This window comes from Niallia endozanthoxylica (genome assembly GCF_008710145.1).
Taxonomy (GTDB): domain Bacteria; phylum Bacillota; class Bacilli; order Bacillales; family Cytobacillaceae; genus Bacillus_BD; species Bacillus_BD endozanthoxylica.
Genome location: NZ_VYKL01000066.1, coordinates 1 through 19,142, shown reverse-complemented (window position 1 = coordinate 19,142; position 19,142 = coordinate 1). Strand labels below are relative to the sequence as shown.

General features: G+C 38.8%; 18 protein-coding genes. 14 read left to right on the top strand and 4 right to left on the bottom strand.

Going from position 1 to position 19,142, the window contains the following annotated elements; translation table 11 throughout:
* Positions 1–316 precede the first annotated feature (316 nt).
* Entirely contained in the window at positions 317–754 is a 438-nt protein-coding gene (locus tag F4V44_RS26400) for an SRPBCC family protein (protein WP_150442961.1), read from the top strand.
* Positions 755–1,074: 320 nt separating this feature from the next.
* Here F4V44_RS26400 and F4V44_RS26395 read toward each other — a convergent pair whose 3' ends face one another.
* The gene (locus tag F4V44_RS26395) at positions 1,075–1,860 is read right to left on the bottom strand and encodes an N-acetylmuramoyl-L-alanine amidase family protein (protein WP_150442960.1); all 786 of its coding nucleotides are present in this window, start codon (positions 1,858–1,860) and stop codon (positions 1,075–1,077) included.
* A 271-nt stretch (positions 1,861–2,131) separates the two neighbouring features.
* On the opposite strand from F4V44_RS26395, the gene F4V44_RS26390 reads away from it, so the two are divergent.
* From F4V44_RS26390 to F4V44_RS26375, 4 genes are all read left to right on the top strand, one after another.
* Positions 2,132–2,635, top strand: a complete 504-nt coding sequence (locus F4V44_RS26390) for a DNA-deoxyinosine glycosylase (protein WP_150442959.1) — start codon at positions 2,132–2,134, stop codon at positions 2,633–2,635.
* A 294-nt stretch (positions 2,636–2,929) separates the two neighbouring features.
* Positions 2,930–3,820, top strand: coding sequence for a YitT family protein (locus tag F4V44_RS26385; protein WP_150442958.1), 891 nt, complete (start codon positions 2,930–2,932; stop codon positions 3,818–3,820).
* 258 nt (positions 3,821–4,078) lie between these two features.
* Positions 4,079–4,459 carry a hypothetical protein gene (locus F4V44_RS26380; RefSeq protein ID WP_150442957.1) on the top strand — a complete coding sequence of 127 codons (381 nt, stop codon included), beginning with the start codon at positions 4,079–4,081 and terminating at the stop codon, positions 4,457–4,459.
* A gap of 106 nt (positions 4,460–4,565) precedes the next feature.
* Positions 4,566–5,492 (top strand): NAD(P)-dependent alcohol dehydrogenase, encoded by a 927-nt coding sequence (locus tag F4V44_RS26375; RefSeq protein WP_150442956.1) that lies wholly within the window; start codon positions 4,566–4,568, stop codon positions 5,490–5,492.
* Between the two features lie 268 nt (positions 5,493–5,760).
* On the opposite strand, the gene F4V44_RS26370 is transcribed toward F4V44_RS26375, so the two are convergent.
* Complete coding sequence (locus F4V44_RS26370; RefSeq protein WP_150442955.1) at positions 5,761–5,994, bottom strand: hypothetical protein; 234 nt, start codon at positions 5,992–5,994, stop codon at positions 5,761–5,763.
* 215 nt (positions 5,995–6,209) lie between these two features.
* On the opposite strand from F4V44_RS26370, the gene F4V44_RS26365 reads away from it, so the two are divergent.
* On the top strand, positions 6,210–8,399 hold the full coding sequence (locus tag F4V44_RS26365; RefSeq protein ID WP_150442954.1) for a transglycosylase domain-containing protein: 2,190 nt from the start codon (positions 6,210–6,212) through the stop codon (positions 8,397–8,399).
* Positions 8,400–8,664: 265 nt separating this feature from the next.
* Positions 8,665–10,140 (top strand): protein adenylyltransferase SelO, encoded by a 1,476-nt coding sequence (locus F4V44_RS26360; RefSeq protein WP_150442953.1) that lies wholly within the window; start codon positions 8,665–8,667, stop codon positions 10,138–10,140.
* 61 nt (positions 10,141–10,201) lie between these two features.
* On the opposite strand, the gene F4V44_RS26355 is transcribed toward F4V44_RS26360, so the two are convergent.
* Entirely contained in the window at positions 10,202–11,116 is a 915-nt protein-coding gene (locus F4V44_RS26355) for a class I SAM-dependent methyltransferase (RefSeq protein ID WP_150442952.1), read from the bottom strand.
* Positions 11,117–11,462: 346 nt separating this feature from the next.
* Here F4V44_RS26355 and F4V44_RS26350 point away from each other — a divergent pair, with 346 nt between their 5' ends.
* From F4V44_RS26350 to F4V44_RS28240, 4 genes are all read left to right on the top strand, one after another.
* On the top strand, positions 11,463–12,104 hold the full coding sequence (locus F4V44_RS26350) for a CPBP family intramembrane glutamic endopeptidase (RefSeq protein WP_191090873.1): 642 nt from the start codon (positions 11,463–11,465) through the stop codon (positions 12,102–12,104).
* A gap of 29 nt (positions 12,105–12,133) precedes the next feature.
* A complete protein-coding gene (locus F4V44_RS26345; protein ID WP_150442950.1) occupies positions 12,134–12,706 on the top strand; it encodes a thymidine kinase in 573 nt (190 codons plus the stop codon).
* 225 nt (positions 12,707–12,931) lie between these two features.
* Positions 12,932–13,594 (top strand): peptidylprolyl isomerase, encoded by a 663-nt coding sequence (locus F4V44_RS26340; protein ID WP_150442949.1) that lies wholly within the window; start codon positions 12,932–12,934, stop codon positions 13,592–13,594.
* Positions 13,595–13,735: 141 nt separating this feature from the next.
* Positions 13,736–13,864, top strand: coding sequence for a hypothetical protein (locus tag F4V44_RS28240; RefSeq protein WP_263406692.1), 129 nt, complete (start codon positions 13,736–13,738; stop codon positions 13,862–13,864).
* Positions 13,865–13,961: 97 nt separating this feature from the next.
* Here F4V44_RS28240 and F4V44_RS26335 read toward each other — a convergent pair whose 3' ends face one another.
* Positions 13,962–14,972: a M14 family zinc carboxypeptidase gene (locus tag F4V44_RS26335; RefSeq protein WP_150442948.1), complete on the bottom strand. Its 1,011-nt coding sequence runs from the start codon at positions 14,970–14,972 to the stop codon at positions 13,962–13,964.
* Between the two features lie 158 nt (positions 14,973–15,130).
* On the opposite strand from F4V44_RS26335, the gene F4V44_RS26330 reads away from it, so the two are divergent.
* The 3 genes from F4V44_RS26330 to F4V44_RS26320 all read left to right on the top strand — a co-directional run bounded on the left by F4V44_RS26330 (position 15,131) and on the right by F4V44_RS26320 (position 18,923).
* Positions 15,131–15,979 (top strand): DUF72 domain-containing protein, encoded by an 849-nt coding sequence (locus tag F4V44_RS26330; protein WP_150442947.1) that lies wholly within the window; start codon positions 15,131–15,133, stop codon positions 15,977–15,979.
* Between the two features lie 182 nt (positions 15,980–16,161).
* Positions 16,162–16,437, top strand: a complete 276-nt coding sequence (locus F4V44_RS26325; protein ID WP_150442946.1) for a hypothetical protein — start codon at positions 16,162–16,164, stop codon at positions 16,435–16,437.
* A 164-nt stretch (positions 16,438–16,601) separates the two neighbouring features.
* The gene (locus tag F4V44_RS26320) at positions 16,602–18,923 is read left to right on the top strand and encodes a xanthine dehydrogenase family protein molybdopterin-binding subunit (protein ID WP_150442945.1); all 2,322 of its coding nucleotides are present in this window, start codon (positions 16,602–16,604) and stop codon (positions 18,921–18,923) included.
* The last annotated feature ends 219 nt before the right edge of the window (positions 18,924–19,142 follow it).

The following is a 19,142-nucleotide window of genomic DNA, read 5'->3' as shown; positions in this document are numbered from 1 at the left end:
AACGCAGCGAGGAATATAAAAGAAGAAGGGATTCGCCTTCTTCAACCTGTACCCGTACTCATCTAACAATCTTTTTGTACCGCAGGAACTGCAGGGGGGGGGCCTGTCAGCATCATGTGTGCTGTTTGTCGAGTTTTGGGACAATGGAGAGAGTGTAAGACGTTCGTCATGGGATGCCGTTCTCTGTGAAGCAGGAATCTTGTGACTAGCTTCAAGTCAAACAGTCGAGTTCTTTCGGTCCACAGGGTCGTTAGAAACTTGCGACTTTAGTCCTGAGAGGTTCATTAATAAGAAACATAAAAGGAAGGTAAAATAGATGGTAGATGTCTTTACAGAAATTTTCATACAAGCTCCGCGGGAAAAAGTAGCAGAATATGCCGCCAATCCAGACAATGCCCCGGAATGGTATGTCAATATTCATTCTGTAGAATGGAGAACACCAAAGCCATTAACCACTGGTACTCAGGTGGCATTTAAAGCCCAATTTTTAGGAAGAGAACTATCCTATGTATATGAAATCATCGAGTTCATTCAAGGTCAAATGCTTGTTATGAGAACGGCAGACGGTCCATTTCCCATGGAGACCATCTATACATGGGAATCCACTAACGAAAATCAAACGAGAATGACTTTAAGAAACAAGGGAAACCCAACTGGATTTTCAAAGATTATGACGCCCTTTATGGAGCTTATGATGGAAAAAGCAAACAATAAAGACTTGAAAAAATTAAAAGAAATGATGGAAAATCATTAAATACATATAAAATGCCCTTATCTCAAAAGGAGTAAGGGCTTCAGAAATAATTTATGCTGTCACTGCGTGCGTCAAAACCTATTTATATAAATCCCACCAAATTTATGATAGAAAAGGGCGGAATTTCATATTCCAATCCCATTAAAATCATTTTTTCTATTAAAAATTAATTAGCGTAGATAGATTTACTTTAATTTAATTTTCCTGATAAATTAAGAATATATGTTCTTATTTATATTATAATATAGATAGACTAAACTTTCCATTCTTACTATATACTCAAAAAAATCCTTACTCAACACGAGTAAGGATACCAGAAGCTAATTTTGCTGACCATACGTACGGTCATAGCCTCTTCTTTTAAACTCAATGACGAGGTTTTTGGCATTTTCATAATCTGTTGTAATGACTAATTGATACGGATCATTTTCAGAAGGCGCCTCATTTGGCCCATAGTTCTTTAATGCGACTCCTCTGGCATTATAGCCTCTTTGTTCATACTCAGGCACCAAGGCTCTAGCCTGCCAAAAAGAAAGGTTGGGGATAATCACATCATATACTGGATTTTTCCTTTGCAAATTAAATGCTCTTTCAAGACCTTTTACATGGGCTCTTCCAACAGCTTGAATCCAGTTTGGATCCTTCATTTTTCCAGCATCAAAAGGGTTGTCTATGAAGCCCGATTCCGTTAACAAGCTTGGCATGTTGCTTTCACGCAAAATGTGCAGGTCGCTCTGCCGTTTTCCGCGATTGTTCAGACCGATAACTTTCATAATCTCATCATGAATGATGTTCTGATAAGTAGTTGTCGGTACTCCAACATTCGGATAGACAAACGATTCAAATCCTGTTCCACCGCCTGCGTTAATATGAATGGAAAGAAAAAAGTCTGCTCCCCATTTATTTGCTTCATTTGTTCGTTGACTTAAGGAAGGGAAGGTATCTCCCGTACGGCTCATTTTGACTTCTACGTCACTATACTCAGAGGCTAATGTTTCCTGAATGACCTTCGAGATGGATAATGTGATATCTTTTTCCTGTATTTCATTTCCAACTGCTCCTGGATCGCTGCCTCCGTGACCTGGATCTAGAAATAATTTAAACATATCTCATCCTCTCCTCGATATTTTATATGCAAAAATAACAAAATTCGTGTGGACTACTTTATCATTTGTGAAAAAAATTCATATAGGTACCATATGCAAAAGGGTAGGGCAATGTTTTTACTTCTATGAAACGTTGAGCGAATGTTTTGCTTCCATATCTTCAGAAAGAGACCTAACTATATGTTAAAGTAAAGAATACGGAAAAAATACAGGCCTTTCAAATATTGAATCTTTTTTTCAATAAAGATCTGAAATGAATGGAGTGACAGGCATGACATATCCCTTGATTACATCTCTAGAACCAATTGTGAATCATCAGTCGAAGGTATTAATACTGGGGTCCATGCCAGGGTTGGAATCTTTAAGAAAACAGCAATACTATGGTAACCCGCGCAATCACTTCTGGGGGATTATGTACAAGCTTTTTCAACAAGAGGAACTGCAGGACTACCGTGAGAAAATGGCATTTATAAAAAACCATCACATTGCTCTTTGGGATGTTATTTATTCCTGTTTACGGGAGGGGAGCCTTGATTCCAATATAAAGGCTGAAGTGCCAAATGATATTTTGGGGCTACTTGAGAGATATCCTAATATTCAATTTATCGGTTTCAATGGGGGAAAAGCCTATGAGGTTTTTAAAAAGAAAATCGGCTTCCGCACGCTCGATATAAATTATAAGAAACTCCCATCAACAAGCCCTGTACCGGGAAGAAATGTAAAATCCTTTGAAGAAAAGCTGCAGGACTGGAAAATCATTAAAGAATATGTATAACATTTTTATAGAATATCTCAATGAAAAAAATTATTGTTACGAGACAAACTATGGAATTTTCAGCTATACTAGATAATGGTCTTCTCATAATAATACTGTTAAAAGTCGAATGAATATTACTTTTGGGTGGTCAAAATACATAGAAGTTTTATCTATTAGGATGTTTTTATGATACGAGACTTGTTCATAAGTTTAATTCAGCAAAATATTTATGCCCTATAAAGACAAAATTTTGATTCTATCAATGCTTGATGATTCGTTAATTAGCCGAATTTTGTTAACTGGAGGAATTTGATGAGTGAAGCAGCAATAGAAAAAAAGAAAATTAGCCATAGAAGATTAAAATTAAGAAGCGTTATCAAAAGGGCATTATTTATTACAATTGGAGCCATTATTATGGGTTATGGATTAGAAGCGATATTAATCCCTAATCAAATGATTGACGGCGGTGTGACGGGTTTATCCATGTTGTTAAGTCATATTACGCCAATTAACCTGAGTATTTTTCTAGTCCTGTTAAACCTGCCCTTCTTTTTCCTAGGGTATAAGCAAATTGGTAAATCCTTTGCATTTAGTATGCTATATGGAATTGTAGCTTTATCTGTTGCAACTTCTTTTATGCATCATGTCGAACCCATTGTCCATGATGAGTTATTGGCCGTCGTTTTTGGCGGTTTAACCTTAGGGGTAGGAGTAGGGTTGACTCTTCGAAATGGCGGGGTACTAGATGGAACGGAAACACTAGCGATACTGATTGAGAAGCGATTGCCGTTTTCTGTTGGTGAAATCATCATGTTTGTTAACGTGATTATTTTCGCGATTGCAGCTTTTGTATTTGGGTTAGAAAATGCTTTATTTTCTATGCTCACCTACTTTATTGCTTTTAAAACCATTGATGTGGTTGTAAAGGGATTGGAAGATATGAAATCGATGTATATCATTAGTGACAATACGACTGAAATTGCCGATGCCATTACAGAGCGGTTAGGTCGAGGGGTAACTTATCTGCACGGGGAAGGCTCTTATAGCGGAAAAGATCAAAGAGTTATTCTATGTGTGTTCACAAGGCTTGAGGAAACAAAGATGAAGGATATCATTAGGGAGATTGATCCAGGAGCATTTATTATTGCTTCTGATGTATCCGAAGTCCGCGGCGGACGCTTTAAGAAAAAAGATATTCATTAATGGGGAATTTTTGTATAAGCTGTAATTTACAAGGCTTCTTTTAATAAAGGAGATATGGGGAAACTTTTCAGCGGTAGACTTTAAATGAGAAAGAATTATTTATTATTATATAGCTCGGCTAGATAACGAATCATCGATGCACATTCCATCATGATTTGAAAGTTGAATCGAAAAATAGCTTGGAAGCATATTCCAAGCTATTTTTTTATGGAGTATATTAGAAATTATATGAATAGACTTTAATAGGAGGTGTGAAGATTGAAAAAATTTATCCTTCATACAGCTAGAATTTTTATCGGTTTGGTTTTTCTTGTTGCTGGGGTGAATGGGTATTTAGTTATTTTTGGACAGGAACCGTTTATCGCTAATAGTCCCGAAGCCATGAAATTATTTGAATTTGACTATTTATTAATCATTGAAAAATCATTAGAAATCCTCTGCGCTGTCTTATTATTATCCAATCGGTATATCCCATTAGCTCTTGCTATCTTAGCTCCTCTAATAACCAACATTTTCTTACTTCATTTGTTCGTCGACCATTCACTACTTCCTTTAGTCACTGTCCTTGTCATCGTTTATAGTTACATGCTGTTCCACTATAGAAGGAACTTTAGGAGTATTTTTGAGAAAAAACCTTGATTCTTATAATGACTATATTAGTAGGGAAACACGTTTAAATAATACAGGGTGTTTCCCTTTATTTTTGTTTAACTATTATTCACTTTTGAATAAAGGAGGAAGTGTGATGAAAGCCATTATATGTACAAAATATGGATCACCCGAGGTTTTAGTGCTTAAAGAAATAGAAAAACCGACTCCTAAAGACAATGAAATACTGGTAAAAATTCATGCGACGACCGTAGCCTCGGGAGATATCAGAGTTCGGAGTTTCAATAGTCCTTTACTGCTATGGATTCCGATGCGATTGGTCTTAGGCCTAAGAAAACCTAGAAAACCCATTCTAGGTGTGGAGTTAGCTGGTGAGATTGAAAAGATAGGAAAGAATGTAAAAAGGTTCAAAAAAGGAGATCGAGTATTTGCCATGACTGGTATGAATTTTGGGGCTTATGCAGAATACATAAGCTTGCCTGAGGATGGGACAGTAGCATTAAAACCTGATAATTTAACTTTTGATAAAGCTGCTGCCATCGCATTTGGGGGAACATCTGCACTGTATTTTCTGCGAAAAGGAAAAATTCAGAAGGGACAAAAGGTTCTAGTATACGGGGCTTCTGGATCCGTAGGCACTTCTGCTGTGCAGTTGGCAAAGTATTTTGGGACAGATGTGACAGCTGTCTGCAGTACTGCAAATGTCGATTGGGTGAAAGCACTGGGAGCCGATCATGTCATCGATTACACGAAAGAGGATTTTTCGATAAGAAAAGAGCGTTATGATCTTCTCATTGATGCAGTTGGGAAATGTTCAAGAACGGTTGGCAGAAAGGTACTCACACCGAAGGGGAGATTCGTGTCAGTTGAGGGACAGGGCATTGCAAAGGTGCGCACAGAGGATTTGCTTTTTCTCCGTGAGCTGATTGAAAAGAAATTCTTCAGACCAGTTATTGATAGATGCTATCCGCTCGAACAAATTCGTGAGGCTCACAGATATGTTGAAAAAGGCCATAAAAAAGGGAATGTCGTTATCACTTTAGTGCATGATAATCATTCTTAATAAAATAAAACAGGCGCTTAATCGTATTTATCCACTTTAACCTTTATAGGTTTGTAGAACAACTCCCTTGTCTATGTGCAATTTTTAAAGGTGAGAGCACCTTGCTTGTCCTATCTATGTATCATACCAATGGGGATAGGATATTCTTTGTAAAATTTCTCCTAATTCTATTTTTATGGTCAATTCCGAGGCCACTGATTAAAAGAAAATAAAAAGAGGGCTGGTTATTGTTTCCACTGGAATCCATTAAACCAGCTCTCTGTTTTATTTAAAATTGTTCGTTCGCTTCCCATGATTCCACCATTTTATGGGCTGTATGCGGATCAAATCCTTTGCCCAGTAAATAAGCAATGGCTGCCACTTCTGTTAAAGCGTGTGAATAGGATGTAAACGAAGCCTCATGTAAACCATAATGAACAAAAGGATGTATGGCATGTAACGTTTCCATTTTTAAATGACCATGATGCATAGGGAATATGGGATTGTGTGGTGAATGATACATGATCTGATCGTCCTTCCTCACATTAGTATGAAATCTGATGCTATCTTATGAAGAATAATCTGTTTAGACCATTGTCCTAATGAAATTCCGCTAGAACCTACTATTTGGAACCAAATATCAAAATGTAACAATAGACCTAGGTGTATAGCACGTTGACGAATCAGCATTTCTATTTCACAATAAAATGTTGGATATTCATTAAGGTGGGAATAGATATGGGAAGAATGGAAAGAAGACAGGATCGTAAATCGTCATTTATAAGGGCCATATGGGACAAATTGCGTTCCAATAGTTTGTTTAAGAAGCTATTATGGATTGCTCTAACCTTGGCCATTATCGGGTTATTGGTGTTTAATATCTTTATTTGGACCAGTGATGTGAGTAAGCTTGAAACACCGGTGCCGCAGCCAACGATGATATACGATCAAAACAGTGAAATAGCCAGTAAAATCTCCAATTCGAGTATTGAAGGTATCACGATTAAACAAATTCCGAAGGACGTTATACATGCAGTTATCTCTGTAGAGGATCAACGTTTTTATAAGCATCATGGAGTAAATTATTTTGGAATCATCCGGGCACTATTTCAAAATGCCGCAAGCGGAGAGGTCGTAGCAGGAGGAAGCACAATTACACAGCAGTTGGCAAAAAATGTTTTTTTGACACATGAACGAACCCTTACCCGTAAGGTGAAGGAATTAATTTTAACGAAAAAAATCGAACGTACGTATACGAAAGATGAGATTATTGAACGATATTTAAATCAAATTTACTTCGGTGAGGGAGCTTGGGGAATTCAACGTGCGGCACAGGTTTATTTCGGAAAAAATGCTAGTGAATTAACGCTGAGCGAATCTGCCATGCTCGCTGGATTAATTAAAGCTCCATCAGCGTATTCACCGCTTAAAAATTTTGAAAAAGCGGTGGAAAGAAGAGATATTGTCTTAGAATTAATGAAGGGTGAGGGTTATATTGATCAAAGTGACATTGATAAGGCGATGGAGCAGGAGATTGTATTAGAAGGAAGAAAAATGGATGATAAATATAAAGGCAAATATCCCTATTATGTTGATTACATCATTGAAGAGGCAATTGAAAAATATGGCTTAACGGAAAACGAAGTCCTGTCCGGCGGTCTTCATATATATACGGAATTAAATCCTGTTATTCAAAAAAATGCTGAAGAAGTCTATCAGAATGAGAGCCTGTTTCCAAAAGGTCAATCTGATCAGATCGTCCAAAGCGGTGGAATTTTTATCGATTCATCAACAGGTGGAATCAAGGCGCTTGTCGGGGGCAGAGGAGACCACACATTCCGTGGTTTCAACCGCGCTACCCAATTAGTGCGCCAGCCGGGTTCGACGATGAAACCATTAGCCGTCTATACACCGGCACTCGAGCGGGGCTATGATACCTTTGATTCATTGGAGGACAAGCCTCTTAATATTGACGGGTATCAACCTAAGAATTATGATCAAAAATTTCGCGATCAAGTAACCATGTATAATGCTGTCATCCATTCCTATAATGTACCGGCTGTTTGGTTATTGGATGAAATGGGCATGAAATACGGGGTGAATGCAGTAGAGCGTTTTGGAATTCCATTACAGGAGGATGATCAGTCCCTCTCGTTAGCACTCGGCGGAATGTCCGAAGGAACCTCACCTTTATCAATGGCTCAGGCATATACGACATTTGCGAATGACGGTTTAATGGTGGATGCGCACGCGATTCAAAGAATCGAGGATGCAAATGGAGAGCTGTTAAATAAATGGCAGAAAAATACCATAAGAGTAACAGAAAAAGAGGTTGCGCAGAAAATGACCTATATGTTGAGGGGTGTCGTGAATGAAGGTACAGGGACAAAGGCGAAGGTTAGCGGTTATGAAATAGCAGGCAAGACAGGGACAACACAGCTTCCATTTCAGCAAGAAGGAGCAAAGGATCATTGGTTTGTCGGCTATACACCTGAATTAACTGGAGCGATCTGGATAGGATATGACCAGACAGATGAAACACACTATCTATCATCCTCCAGCGGTGGAACAGCAACAGCTATTTTCCAAAAAGTCATTTCCATGTCAGTATCAGAGTTACAAGAAAAATCTTTTGATTTATCCTTAATTGAGAAAAAATATAATCAACAGTATGGCAGCATGAAAAAGGCGGAAGAAAAGAAACAAAAAGAAGAGGAAAGAAGGAAGGAATTGGAAGAAAAACAGAAAAAAGTGGAAGAGGAGAGAAGAAAGGAACTGGAAGAAAAGCAGAAAAAAGAAGAAGAGGAGAGAAGGAAAGAAGTGGAAAAGGAACGGAAAAAAGAGGAGAAAGAAAAGGAAAAAGAGCGTAAAGAAAAAGAAAAGGAAGAGAAGAAAAACAATAAGGATAATGATGATGAGGATGATTAAAATTTAATTTGCGAAACAGCTTTAATCAAAAAAAAGGAACGTCTTACTGTAGGCGTTCCTTTTCTCCATTATTTTACTAAATAATAAGTATTTTTTATGGAAAATAACGAAGTTCATATTAGGTAAAAAGAATAATAAGCCTGCAGTATCAAACACTAAAACATAGCACATCCAACCCAAAAAGTAGAAACAAAAGCATCATTGAACACTTATCAATGGATTAATGATAAAGTAAACACAATAAGTAAAAAGAAAAGGGGATACAATGATAAATCAAAACACATCAATCGAAACTGGTTGGAATTTTGACAATAGCTATGCCCGACTGCCTAGGTTCTTTTTTAACAGGCAAAACCCCATCCCTGTTAAATCTCCAGCGCTAGTCGTTTTAAATGAGCAGCTGGCTGCTTCACTTGGACTGGATGTTCAATCGTTAAAAAATGAAGAGAACATAAATATGTTTGCTGGCAATCAAATTCCAGAAGGAGCAGCACCGCTTGCGCAGGCCTACGCCGGACATCAATTTGGGCATTTTAACATGCTGGGTGACGGCAGGGCAGTCTTGCTTGGCGAGCAGATAGATCCTAATGGGGACCGATTTGATATCCAGCTTAAAGGATCCGGCAGAACGCCATTCTCCCGCGGGGGCGATGGCAGGGCAGCGCTTGGACCGATGCTGCGTGAATATATTATCAGTGAAGCCATGCATGCACTAGGGGTTCCAACTACACGCAGTTTGGCGATTGTGACAACCGGAGAAACTATTATTCGGGAAACGATGCTGCCAGGTGCCATATTAACTCGTGTAGCTGCCAGCCACGTACGTGTCGGTACCTTTCAATATGCTGCAGCATGGGGTAAAGATGAGGAATTGAAAGCTATGGCAGATTATACCATTAAACGTCATTATCCGGATATTGAAATCGATGATGATCGGTATCTTACACTGTTGCGTGAAGTAATGAAACGTCAGGCTGCATTGATTGCTAAATGGATGCAGATTGGTTTTATCCATGGGGTGATGAATACGGACAATATGGCTATTAGCGGTGAAACCATTGATTATGGTCCATGCGCCTTTATGGACACATATGATCCGGCAACCGTATTCAGTTCTATCGACAGAGAGGGGCGTTATGCCTATGGCAATCAGCCAATGATTGGGGGCTGGAATCTTGCCCGTTTTGCAGAGACCTTATTACCGTTGCTGCATGATGATGAAGAGAAGGCGGTGGAAATAGCCCAAGAAGAGCTTTCTGGCTATATGGAGATGTATCAATCTTACTGGCTTAGCGGCATGAGAGAAAAGCTTGGCATCATGAATGAAGAACAGGAGGACCAAGCCCTCATTGACGATCTTCTTCATATGATGCAAAAGCATCGAGCTGATTTTACCAATACCTTCCGTGCTTTAACCCTTGATAGGCCAGAGGTTATAGATATGAAAGGGATAAAAGCATTTGATGACTGGTATGCAAAGTGGAAAGCTCGGTTAGACAGACAAGAAGGTACGCAGGAATCAGCACAACAGCTGATGCGCAGTTCTAACCCTTCGGTCATTCCACGTAATCACCGTGTAGAAGAGGCACTAAAGGCTGCAGTGGAACAGAATGACTTCAGTGTGATGGAGAAACTTGTGGATGTACTATCAAAGCCATTCGCACACTCACCAGAACATGAGGAATATTGCAAATTGCCTGATGCGACTAATATTCCTTACCGTACATTTTGTGGAACATAAAAAAAGGCTGCTAAACGAAGCAGCCTTTCATTTTTATTGAGCAGTTTTTGCTAGAATGGTGTTATTTTTTAACAGCATGGATATAATGTATATTTTCGAATGCAGTTAAATAATCCGTCCGATTTAGAAAAAACTGCTCATTAATCATAGCCGGAGTTAGATGTTCATAAATGAGTAAACTTGATTTTTCTAACATTTTCTCGATTTCTACATAAGAGAAACACGATTTCATTGGTTCGCCTCCGATTGAAGCCATTTTTATTGTGTTTTCAACTCGATTTGACATTCCTTTTTCTTCAAAAAACGTCTCATCAGCATAATCAAAAACAATAGAGCTTCCTGATGGGAGTTCGGCAAATAAATGATCAATTAAGCGTGCGAGTTCCTCTTTCGTTAAATAATAAGAAACGCCTAGCAGGCTAAAGAAGGTTTTGGTGTTAGCAACCCCTCTATCTAGTAAATGACGAACAGAACATGTGTCGGTAAAGTCCATTGGAACAAAATGAAGATTATTAGGGATGATGTAATTGGCATCAGTTAATCTTTTCTTTTTGAATTCCTGGGTAGCTGGATGGTCAATTTCAAATATCTCTAGGCTGTTTTCTAATTCCGGGTGTCGAAAACAAAAGGTATCGAGACCTGCTCCAAGAATAACGTATTGTTTCACGCCTAAAAAAATTTCGTGAAGCAATATTTTTTCGCAAAAAGCAGCACGGGCTAAAGGGGTAGGGGAAAGTTGGACCTGTGTAATACATCTTAATATTTCTTCAGGGTCATCTTGAAGCTTTTGAGCTATCTCTTTGTTGAAGAATTCGGCTCCTCGAATCATATTTTTACGAATGTTAGAAAACTCTTGTGGGGAAATGAGATCTTTAGCTACAAAATCATCAAAAATGATTGGGTTATCATATCGACTGTGGTACGCTCGGCTAAAAGCTGATACTAAGGAAGTTACACTGGACTCATTTTGCTTCATCAAATCGTCCTCCTGCAAAACATAAGATTCCCCTGGCCAGGAGAATCTTATTATACAACCGATATACAAAATTTTAAAATTATAGCATAAAAATAAAATTTTGTCAAGATGGTTTATTTTTTAATCAATAAAAACTAGTGTTATCTCCATTAAATGGATGAATGTTCCAATCCTACATGTAAATATGATAGAGGTTTATGTAATAAGCAGAAGTAAAGGGAGATAAAATGATGTTGCAAATAAGTAAATGGCAGAGAATGATCCTTTTTATTTCACCTTTTGTAGTTATTCTGTCAGGGTCTTTGACTGCGATCTTTTTTCTAAGCTGATAAGCGGGTGGGCTTGGGTGCCTTTAACCATTGTTTACTGGGGTTCGCTTAGTTTTTTTATCCTTTTTTTCAAAGGAGATAAACCAATTAAATTATGGCTGCAGAGACCACAGCCTTCCAAAGCAGCAGTATTCTTTAACGTAATCCTTGGCATGTTCCCGCTATCCATTTTGCTATTAAACTATCATTTATTTGATTCTATGCTTCTTATTATTCTTTGGCTTTTATTTGCTCTTATTAATCCTTGGCTTGAAGAGTTGTATTGGAGAGGGGTATTATTAGATGCAGTAGTGGATCGGTTTCCTAAATGGGTTGGTGTTCTTTATACAACCAGTTTATTTGTCCTTAGTCATCCATTGATGTGGGGCGTGTTTTCAATCGCTAGTACCTCTTATCATCTTTATATTTATTTATCTATCATGGGTATGGTTTGGTCCATTACCCATTTTAAAACGAGAACCCTGCGTTGGGTCATCTTTTCTCATTTTATTGTCGATATTGGAAATATCACTGTATTAACGTTTCTAAATATCTATATCCCGCCAAACATGCAACTGCTGGTGTCAGGCATCACCAAAAGACAAAATAAGGCAAATGGTCCATTTATGGTGCCTGATACTAGGCGGTCTTTATTTAGATGGAAGAAACGAGTAGAATAGTACAGAGAATGTAGGAAAGGTATGTTGAAATGGCTCAATTATTTTTTAAGTATGGTGCGATGAATAGCGGAAAATCGATTGAAATTATTAAGGTTGCCTATAACTATGAGGAACAAAATAAGAATGTGCTAATTTTTACATCTGCACTTGATGATCGTTTTAAGACAGGTTATGTATCGTCTAGGATTGGATTACAGCGGGAAGCGATTCCTATTGATGCTAAGACAAATCTTTTTCAGATTGTCAGTGAATCGGAGCTTTCTTTAAGCTGCGTGCTCGTAGATGAAGTGCAGTTTGTTTCGAAGGATCACGTTCTGCAAATGGCCAGGATTGTGGATGAACTCCATATACCGGTTATGGGGTTTGGCTTAAAAAACGACTTCCAAAACCAATTATTCGAAGGCAGCAAATACATGCTTTTATATGCAGATAAAATCGAAGAAATGAAAACCATCTGTTGGTTCTGCGAGAAAAAAGCGATTATGGCTTTGCGAATAGATGAATCTAAAAAACCGGTTCGAGAGGGCAGCCAAATCCAAATAGGCGGAAATGACAGTTACTTTCCCGTTTGCCGCAAGCATCACAAGGACCCGCCGTTATAATGCTTGCGGTATTTATCATCTATTTTAGACATAAAACAAAGGTAATGATGGGAGTTTGTCAGAATCAGGGCTTTATTCTGACAAGGACAAGCGAGAAAAACGAAAGGCCGTCAGAATCAGGGTCTTATTCCGACAAGAATAACCCAGAAAATTGTATATCTACCACAATATAAAATCGGATTCAAATAATCATCTAATTTCATGCACAAGGAGGTTAAAAATAGTATGTTTTCACGCTATAAATTATTCTATTTTATTTTTGCGACCATCGTCGCAGCCATTCTTTTGACAAGCTGTGGAACTCAAGCAGAAAACGAACAGACAGGTGAAAAGAAAACGGAAGAAAGAAACGATTACTCGTCAAATGTTAAAGAAAAACCAATTGTGACAATAACGATGGAAAATGATGAAAAAATCGTTCTTGAATTGGATCCTGCTGCTGCGCCTAATACTGTAGCTAATTTCATTTCATTAGTTGAACAAGGCTTTTATGATGGACTTATTTTCCATCGGGTCATCCCGGATTTTATGATACAAGGGGGAGATCCAGAGGGGACTGGTGCCGGTGGTCCAGGTTACTCCATTGAAGGTGAATTTACGACAAACGGATTTGAAAATAACCTAACACACGAACGAGGCGTTATTTCCATGGCTCGGACAAATGATCCAAATTCCGCTGGATCGCAATTTTTCATTATGACAAAGGAATCTCCGCATCTTGATGGGGAATATGCCGCTTTTGGCAAAGTAATTGAGGGAATAGAAACGGTTGATCGGATTGTCTCTGTTGACAGAAATAGTGCGGACAAGCCGAAAGAGGATCAAAAAATGAAATCTATTACCGTGGATACGAAGGGTTTTGATTATCCTGATCCAGAAAAGCAATAATTTATAGCATCAACCATAAGACGTTCTTTTGAACGTTTCATGGCTGGTGTTTTTTTAGATAAATAGACAATGTACCGAAACAAACACTTCAGCGTATAGTAACTTCTGTGTGATATGATTTTTTGAAAGGAAGGAATAACGATGGAAAATCTTCAAATCAATAAAAACAGTAAAACAGCTTCAGAAAATGAATTTAAAGTAGTTAAAATCAATCTAACAAATCCAACAGAAAGTATTTATGCTGTATGCACGCCAATCAAATTGAAATAATACATGTGAATGTAAAAAAACCATCTCTTCCAATCTATTCGTGTTGGTGAGATGGTTTTTTAAAAATCAAAATATCACTATTTACATTATCTGTAAATCATTTTTCATTTTTACGCTTCAAAGCTCTTTCAGCTAAAAATAACCCCATTTTTTTATTTTTTACCCAGATGTCAAGGAACTCTTCAAGAGGCAGGCTTCTGTCTTCTATCAATTGACCAATCTCAACGGTAAAAGCAGGTTTTGAGAATTCCTCGATAAACCAGTCGGTATAGCCTCCACCTTGTTGGTAGGATTCCGGTTCGTCAATCGGATACTTGGTTAACTCGGAGACTTTCTCAGCGATGGCATAATAATCGCGCGTAAACTTCGTCGTATGAGTTAATCCCCATTGATGATATCCCCAAAAAATCATATTTCCGGATGAATGGTACGAAACCGCGATTTCCGGCTTAATTTGATAGGTGAAATCAACTAAAGCTCTCGCTTCATCTGCTTCAAGCGGCTGGGTTCCTTTGTAAAATTGATAGCTGGGTTTTCGGTTTACTCCTTTTAAATGAGACCAGTTTGCAGGATATTGACGATTCAAATCCATTCCAAATAGATTCGCTTTCCATCTTTCAAAGTTCCAGGAACCTTCGTTCATTTCAATTAAAAATGGATGGAACCCTATTGGATAGGCATTTAAACCTGTTTGCTGCAATGTGACCCCATCTGGATTAACCATCGGAACAAACCATATTGAAACCTTATCTAATATACTAGGATGCAAATCTTCTACAGTGTGACCGTTTTGATAGGCGTCTGCATAGGTTTCAATCATTTTCATTAAAAGGGCACTTGTTAACCATTCGCGTGCATGGTGCGCTCCATTTATCAAAATCGTAGTTTCACCATTTCCGACTTTAATGGCCCAGACGTTTCTTCCAAAGGGTGTAGTAGTTAACGTTTGGTAGGTGATTAAGTCTGGATACATTTTTGAAAGCTCCATCAAATCCTCTGTTAAGGCATCATAAGTATAAATTTTTTCTGTATCAACAATGCATGCGTGTCCTTTTAAGGGAAAGAAGAATATCCAAATAATAAACAGAAGGTTAAAAATCTTCAACATATATTTCCCTCTTTACATAACTTTTTAATAGTTTTAGTTATAATGATACATTTCATGAGATATTTTTGTGGATTCCTCCTTGTTTTTATAGGAATTCTAGCTTTAAATAAAAGTGAGAAAAAACAACTTACATAGAAAAAGTGTAGAGGAGAGAATGAATGGTATACATTGGTCTTGCGGGCTGGGGGGATCATGATTCACTTTATTCAGACAGCATAAAGCCAAAGGATAAATTAGCTCATTACAGCAGTTATTTTCCTATTGTTGAAGTGGATTCATCCTTTTATGCCATATCACCAGTTCGAAATGTTGAAAAATGGGTTCGAGAAACACCCGAAAATTTTCGGTTTGTTGTGAAATCTTATCAAGGAATGACAAAGCATCGACAAGGTAAAGATACTCCTTTTAACACCATATCAGAGATGTTTGATGCATTTAAGCATTCGTTGAAACCCTACCAGGAAAGTAATAAATTAGCGATGGTTCTATTTCAATTCCCGCCATGGTTTCATTGCTGCAAAGAGAATGTGGCTTATATACGGTATTGCAAGAAGATGATGGAGGATATTCCTGTTGCATTGGAGTTTCGACATCAGTCCTGGTATAGCGATGCCTATCGTGAGGGGACATTATCCTTTATGAAGAAAGAAGGTTGGATTCACTCTATCGCTGATGAACCGCAATCAGGAGAAGGATCTGTTCCATTGGTGCCGATTGTCACAGATGCAAACCAAACATTAATAAGGATGCACGGCAGAAACATTCACGGATGGAACAAACAGGAAGGGGTCGACTGGCGGGAGGTCCGCTTTTTATACAAGTACAACGAAAAAGAATTATTAGAGATGAAAAATGTCCTGGATGAATTATCCAAGCAAACTAAGGAGATTGTTGTCATCTTTAATAACAATTCAGGAGGGGATGCAGCTGATAACGCAAAAGAATTCCAAGAAATCCTAGGAATTGAATACGAGGGACTAGCGTCAAAACAGCTAGGGTTGTTTTAAAAAGGAGTCATTTAAGTGCGCACCACAAAAATACAAAATGCTTTATTTTTGTCCATTTTTGGTGCCTGACACCATAGCCATCGAAGAAACAGCCCATATATATGAAAAATAGGTATATATCTATCCTGCTTATGCTATGAATTCATACACTATGTTTGAGATTACATGAGGAGGATAAAGGCATGCACAGTGAACTTGCGCCTGTTCAGTATAATAATGAAGAAAGAATTTTTGGTAGACGACCTTTTGGATTCGGGAGACCTTTTGGCTTTGGCAGACCATTCGGATTCGGAAGACCTTTTGGCTTTGGCTTTGGTATCAATCCTTTTTTAGGGGGAGTTGTAGGAGGTTTGCTAGGTAGTGCGTTAATCGGACCTTATGGATTTGGATATGGTTACCCATATTATGGATACGGTTACCCGTATTATGGTTATGGATATCCTTTCTTCCCTTATTAATGTTCATTTCATAGAAAAGATTACTATACTTTTGGTAAGACTAAGGAGATTCATATAGACAAAATAGCTCGGTTCAGTTGAACTGAGCTATTTTCATTTTAAAAATATATGATTAAAATTCAGCACCGTACATACATTGGTAAAGGATTAATGGGGGTGACTAAGTGAATATCATTGGGAAAAGCGTCATTCGGAAAGATGCCTTTGAAAAAGTTACCGGTAGGGCGAAGTATACTGCAGATGAACTGGCCGGACCTTCTCTTCATGTGAAAATGGTTACAAGTCCATATGGACACGCCAAAATGGTTTCCATTGACGTAACAGAAGCAAAAATAGTACCTGGTGTGAGAGCCATTCTATTAGGAAGTCATGATCTGCCACTTACAGGTGAGGAAATCAGAGATCGTCCCCCTCTTGCGGTTGAAAAAGTTCGATACCACGGTGAACCTGTTGCACTTGTTGTAGCAGATACCCCGGTCCTTGCGCAAAAAGCGGCTGATTTGATTAAAGTACAGTATGAACTTCTACCAGTTGTAAATTCCCCAACTGAAGCGATTAAACCAGATGCACCGCTCCTTCATAAAAACCTAGCTGCATATGAAAAAATAGGCACTGCTTATCCCGTGCCCCATTCAAACATTTCCAATGTAACCAAAATACGTAAAGGAAGTATGGAAAAAGGATGGGCAATAAGTGATAGGGTGGTAGAGGGCACGTACAGTTTTTCTCCTTCAGATCATGCAGCAATGGAAACGAGATCTGCGACAGCAGAAATAGATTCGGAGGGTTATATTCATATCACGACATCTTCACAAGCTCCCTTCATGGTCAAAAGATTATTAAGTACTTATTTTAAACTGGATATCGGAAAAATTGTTGTTGAAACTCCTTTTGTGGGAGGCGCGTATGGAGGAAAGGCGCCCATTCAATGGGAAATTTTGGCGTATCTTGCCTCAAGAGCCTGCGGGGGAAGACGGGTCAAACTGGTTTATACGAGAGAAGAGGATTTACTGACAGCTCCATGTCATGTCGGTCTCGAGGCAAAAGTGAAACTCGGATGTACAGCTGGTGGGATGATTAAGGCCGCTGAAATCCTGTACCTGTTCGATGGCGGTGCCTATTCAGATAAGGCGATTGATGTCAGCAGGGCTGGAGGGGTCGACTGTACAGGTCCCTACAACATCGAAAATGTTTGGTGTGATTCTCTTTGTGTTTATACGAATCATCCGTATGGCAGTCCTTTTCGAGGATTCGGGCATTCAGAGGTGCTGTTTGCTTTTGAAAGAACGATGGATATGCTAGCGGATAAATTGGGGATGGACCGGCTTGAATTACGGAAAAAGAACGCGATTCTGCCTGGACATAGAACGCCGACACAAGTGCTGCTGAACAAAAGTAATGTGGGTAATTTACCTGCCTGTATTGAACGGTTGAAGGAAATGATTCACTGGAGTCAAGGGCAAATGCAGGAAATTGATGAAAGAAGAGTTAGGGTAAAAGGAATAGCCTGTAGCTGGAAAACCTCTACGATTGATCCTAATTCAAGTTCGGGTGTAATCCTAACATTTAATTCGGATGGCAGTGTTAATTTAATGTCAGGTGTGGTTGAGATTGGCGGGGCAACGAAGACAGTCCTTGCGCAAATGCTTGCACAACGCTTAAAAATGGGTATCGACAAGGTCCATGTGAAAATGAAAGTTCATACACAATCAACACCGGAGCATTGGAAAACAGTAGCCAGCCGCGGTACGTTTATGGCTGGAAGAGCCGTTTTAGAAGCAGCGGATGATGTAATACGCCAAATTAAAGCCATCGCTGCTTGTGTTCTCAGAGTGTCACACGAAGATTTAGAAGTAGCATACAGCAGGGTATTTTTGAGGGATGAGCCAAAAATCGGCTTGGAATTGAAGGATGTTGTGTATGGTTATAAATATCCAAATGGCAACTCCATCGGCGGCCAAATCATTGGACATGGAAATTATATATTAAGACGAATGACTTCGTTAGATTCCGAAACAGGTGCAGGGCAGCCTGGACCTGAATGGACGGTTGCGGCACATGGTGTAGAGGTAGAGTATGACAAATGGGATTATACTTATCAATTAAAACAAGCTGTAACTGTGGTAGATATTGGGGTGGTATTAAATCATATGGCTGCCCGTGGACAGGTTATGGGTGCTATGAGTATGGGGCTAGCCTTTGCTGGTAGAGAAACGTTCGTTTTTGATGAGTTGGGAAGAGTATTAAACCCGCAGCTTCGCACCTATCGGCCGATTCATTATGGTGAAAATCCTCAATATCTAGTTGATTTTGTAACTACACCGCAAATAGATGGGCCTTACGGTGCAAGAGGTGTAGGGGAACATGGGTTGTTAGGAATGCCAGCCGCTCTTGCTAACTGTTTAAGTATCGCTTCCGGTGTAATGTTGAATGAGCTTCCGCTGACTCCTGAATTAATCTGGCGCTCTAAAGGTTCAAAGGTGTAATTTCATCATATTATCCATAAAGCTTTGCAATTATTCATTCTTCTTTCAACTTTGCCCACATACATTAAGTGTGAATTGATTTGAGGAGGCGAAAAGAATGGAACAACCATTTTTAAACGAAAGAAGCATGGGCTATGGAATGGGCCAAGGAGGTTACCCAGGCTACGGGATGAGTCACCAAGGAGGCTACCCAGGTTACGGGATGGGTCACCAAGGAGG

Excerpts from the sequence above, each read along its gene's own strand:
- F4V44_RS26375 (WP_150442956.1), top strand. The coding sequence starts at position 4,566 with ATGAAAGCCATTATATGTACAAAATATGGATCACCCGAGGTTTTAGTG.
- F4V44_RS26370 (WP_150442955.1), bottom strand. The coding sequence starts at position 5,994 with ATGTATCATTCACCACACAATCCCATATTCCCTATGCATCATGGTCAT.
- F4V44_RS26330 (WP_150442947.1), top strand. The coding sequence starts at position 15,131 with ATGGTATACATTGGTCTTGCGGGCTGGGGGGATCATGATTCACTTTAT.
- F4V44_RS28240 (WP_263406692.1), top strand. The coding sequence starts at position 13,736 with ATGGAAAATCTTCAAATCAATAAAAACAGTAAAACAGCTTCAGAAAAT.
- F4V44_RS26345 (WP_150442950.1), top strand. The coding sequence starts at position 12,134 with ATGGCTCAATTATTTTTTAAGTATGGTGCGATGAATAGCGGAAAATCG.
- F4V44_RS26365 (WP_150442954.1), top strand. The coding sequence starts at position 6,210 with ATGGGAAGAATGGAAAGAAGACAGGATCGTAAATCGTCATTTATAAGG.
- F4V44_RS26325 (WP_150442946.1), top strand. The coding sequence starts at position 16,162 with ATGCACAGTGAACTTGCGCCTGTTCAGTATAATAATGAAGAAAGAATT.
- F4V44_RS26340 (WP_150442949.1), top strand. The coding sequence starts at position 12,932 with ATGTTTTCACGCTATAAATTATTCTATTTTATTTTTGCGACCATCGTC.
- F4V44_RS26395 (WP_150442960.1), bottom strand. The coding sequence starts at position 1,860 with ATGTTTAAATTATTTCTAGATCCAGGTCACGGAGGCAGCGATCCAGGA.
- F4V44_RS26360 (WP_150442953.1), top strand. The coding sequence starts at position 8,665 with ATGATAAATCAAAACACATCAATCGAAACTGGTTGGAATTTTGACAAT.
- F4V44_RS26355 (WP_150442952.1), bottom strand. The coding sequence starts at position 11,116 with ATGAAGCAAAATGAGTCCAGTGTAACTTCCTTAGTATCAGCTTTTAGC.
- F4V44_RS26390 (WP_150442959.1), top strand. The coding sequence starts at position 2,132 with ATGACATATCCCTTGATTACATCTCTAGAACCAATTGTGAATCATCAG.
- F4V44_RS26400 (WP_150442961.1), top strand. The coding sequence starts at position 317 with ATGGTAGATGTCTTTACAGAAATTTTCATACAAGCTCCGCGGGAAAAA.
- F4V44_RS26385 (WP_150442958.1), top strand. The coding sequence starts at position 2,930 with ATGAGTGAAGCAGCAATAGAAAAAAAGAAAATTAGCCATAGAAGATTA.
- F4V44_RS26335 (WP_150442948.1), bottom strand. The coding sequence starts at position 14,972 with ATGTTGAAGATTTTTAACCTTCTGTTTATTATTTGGATATTCTTCTTT.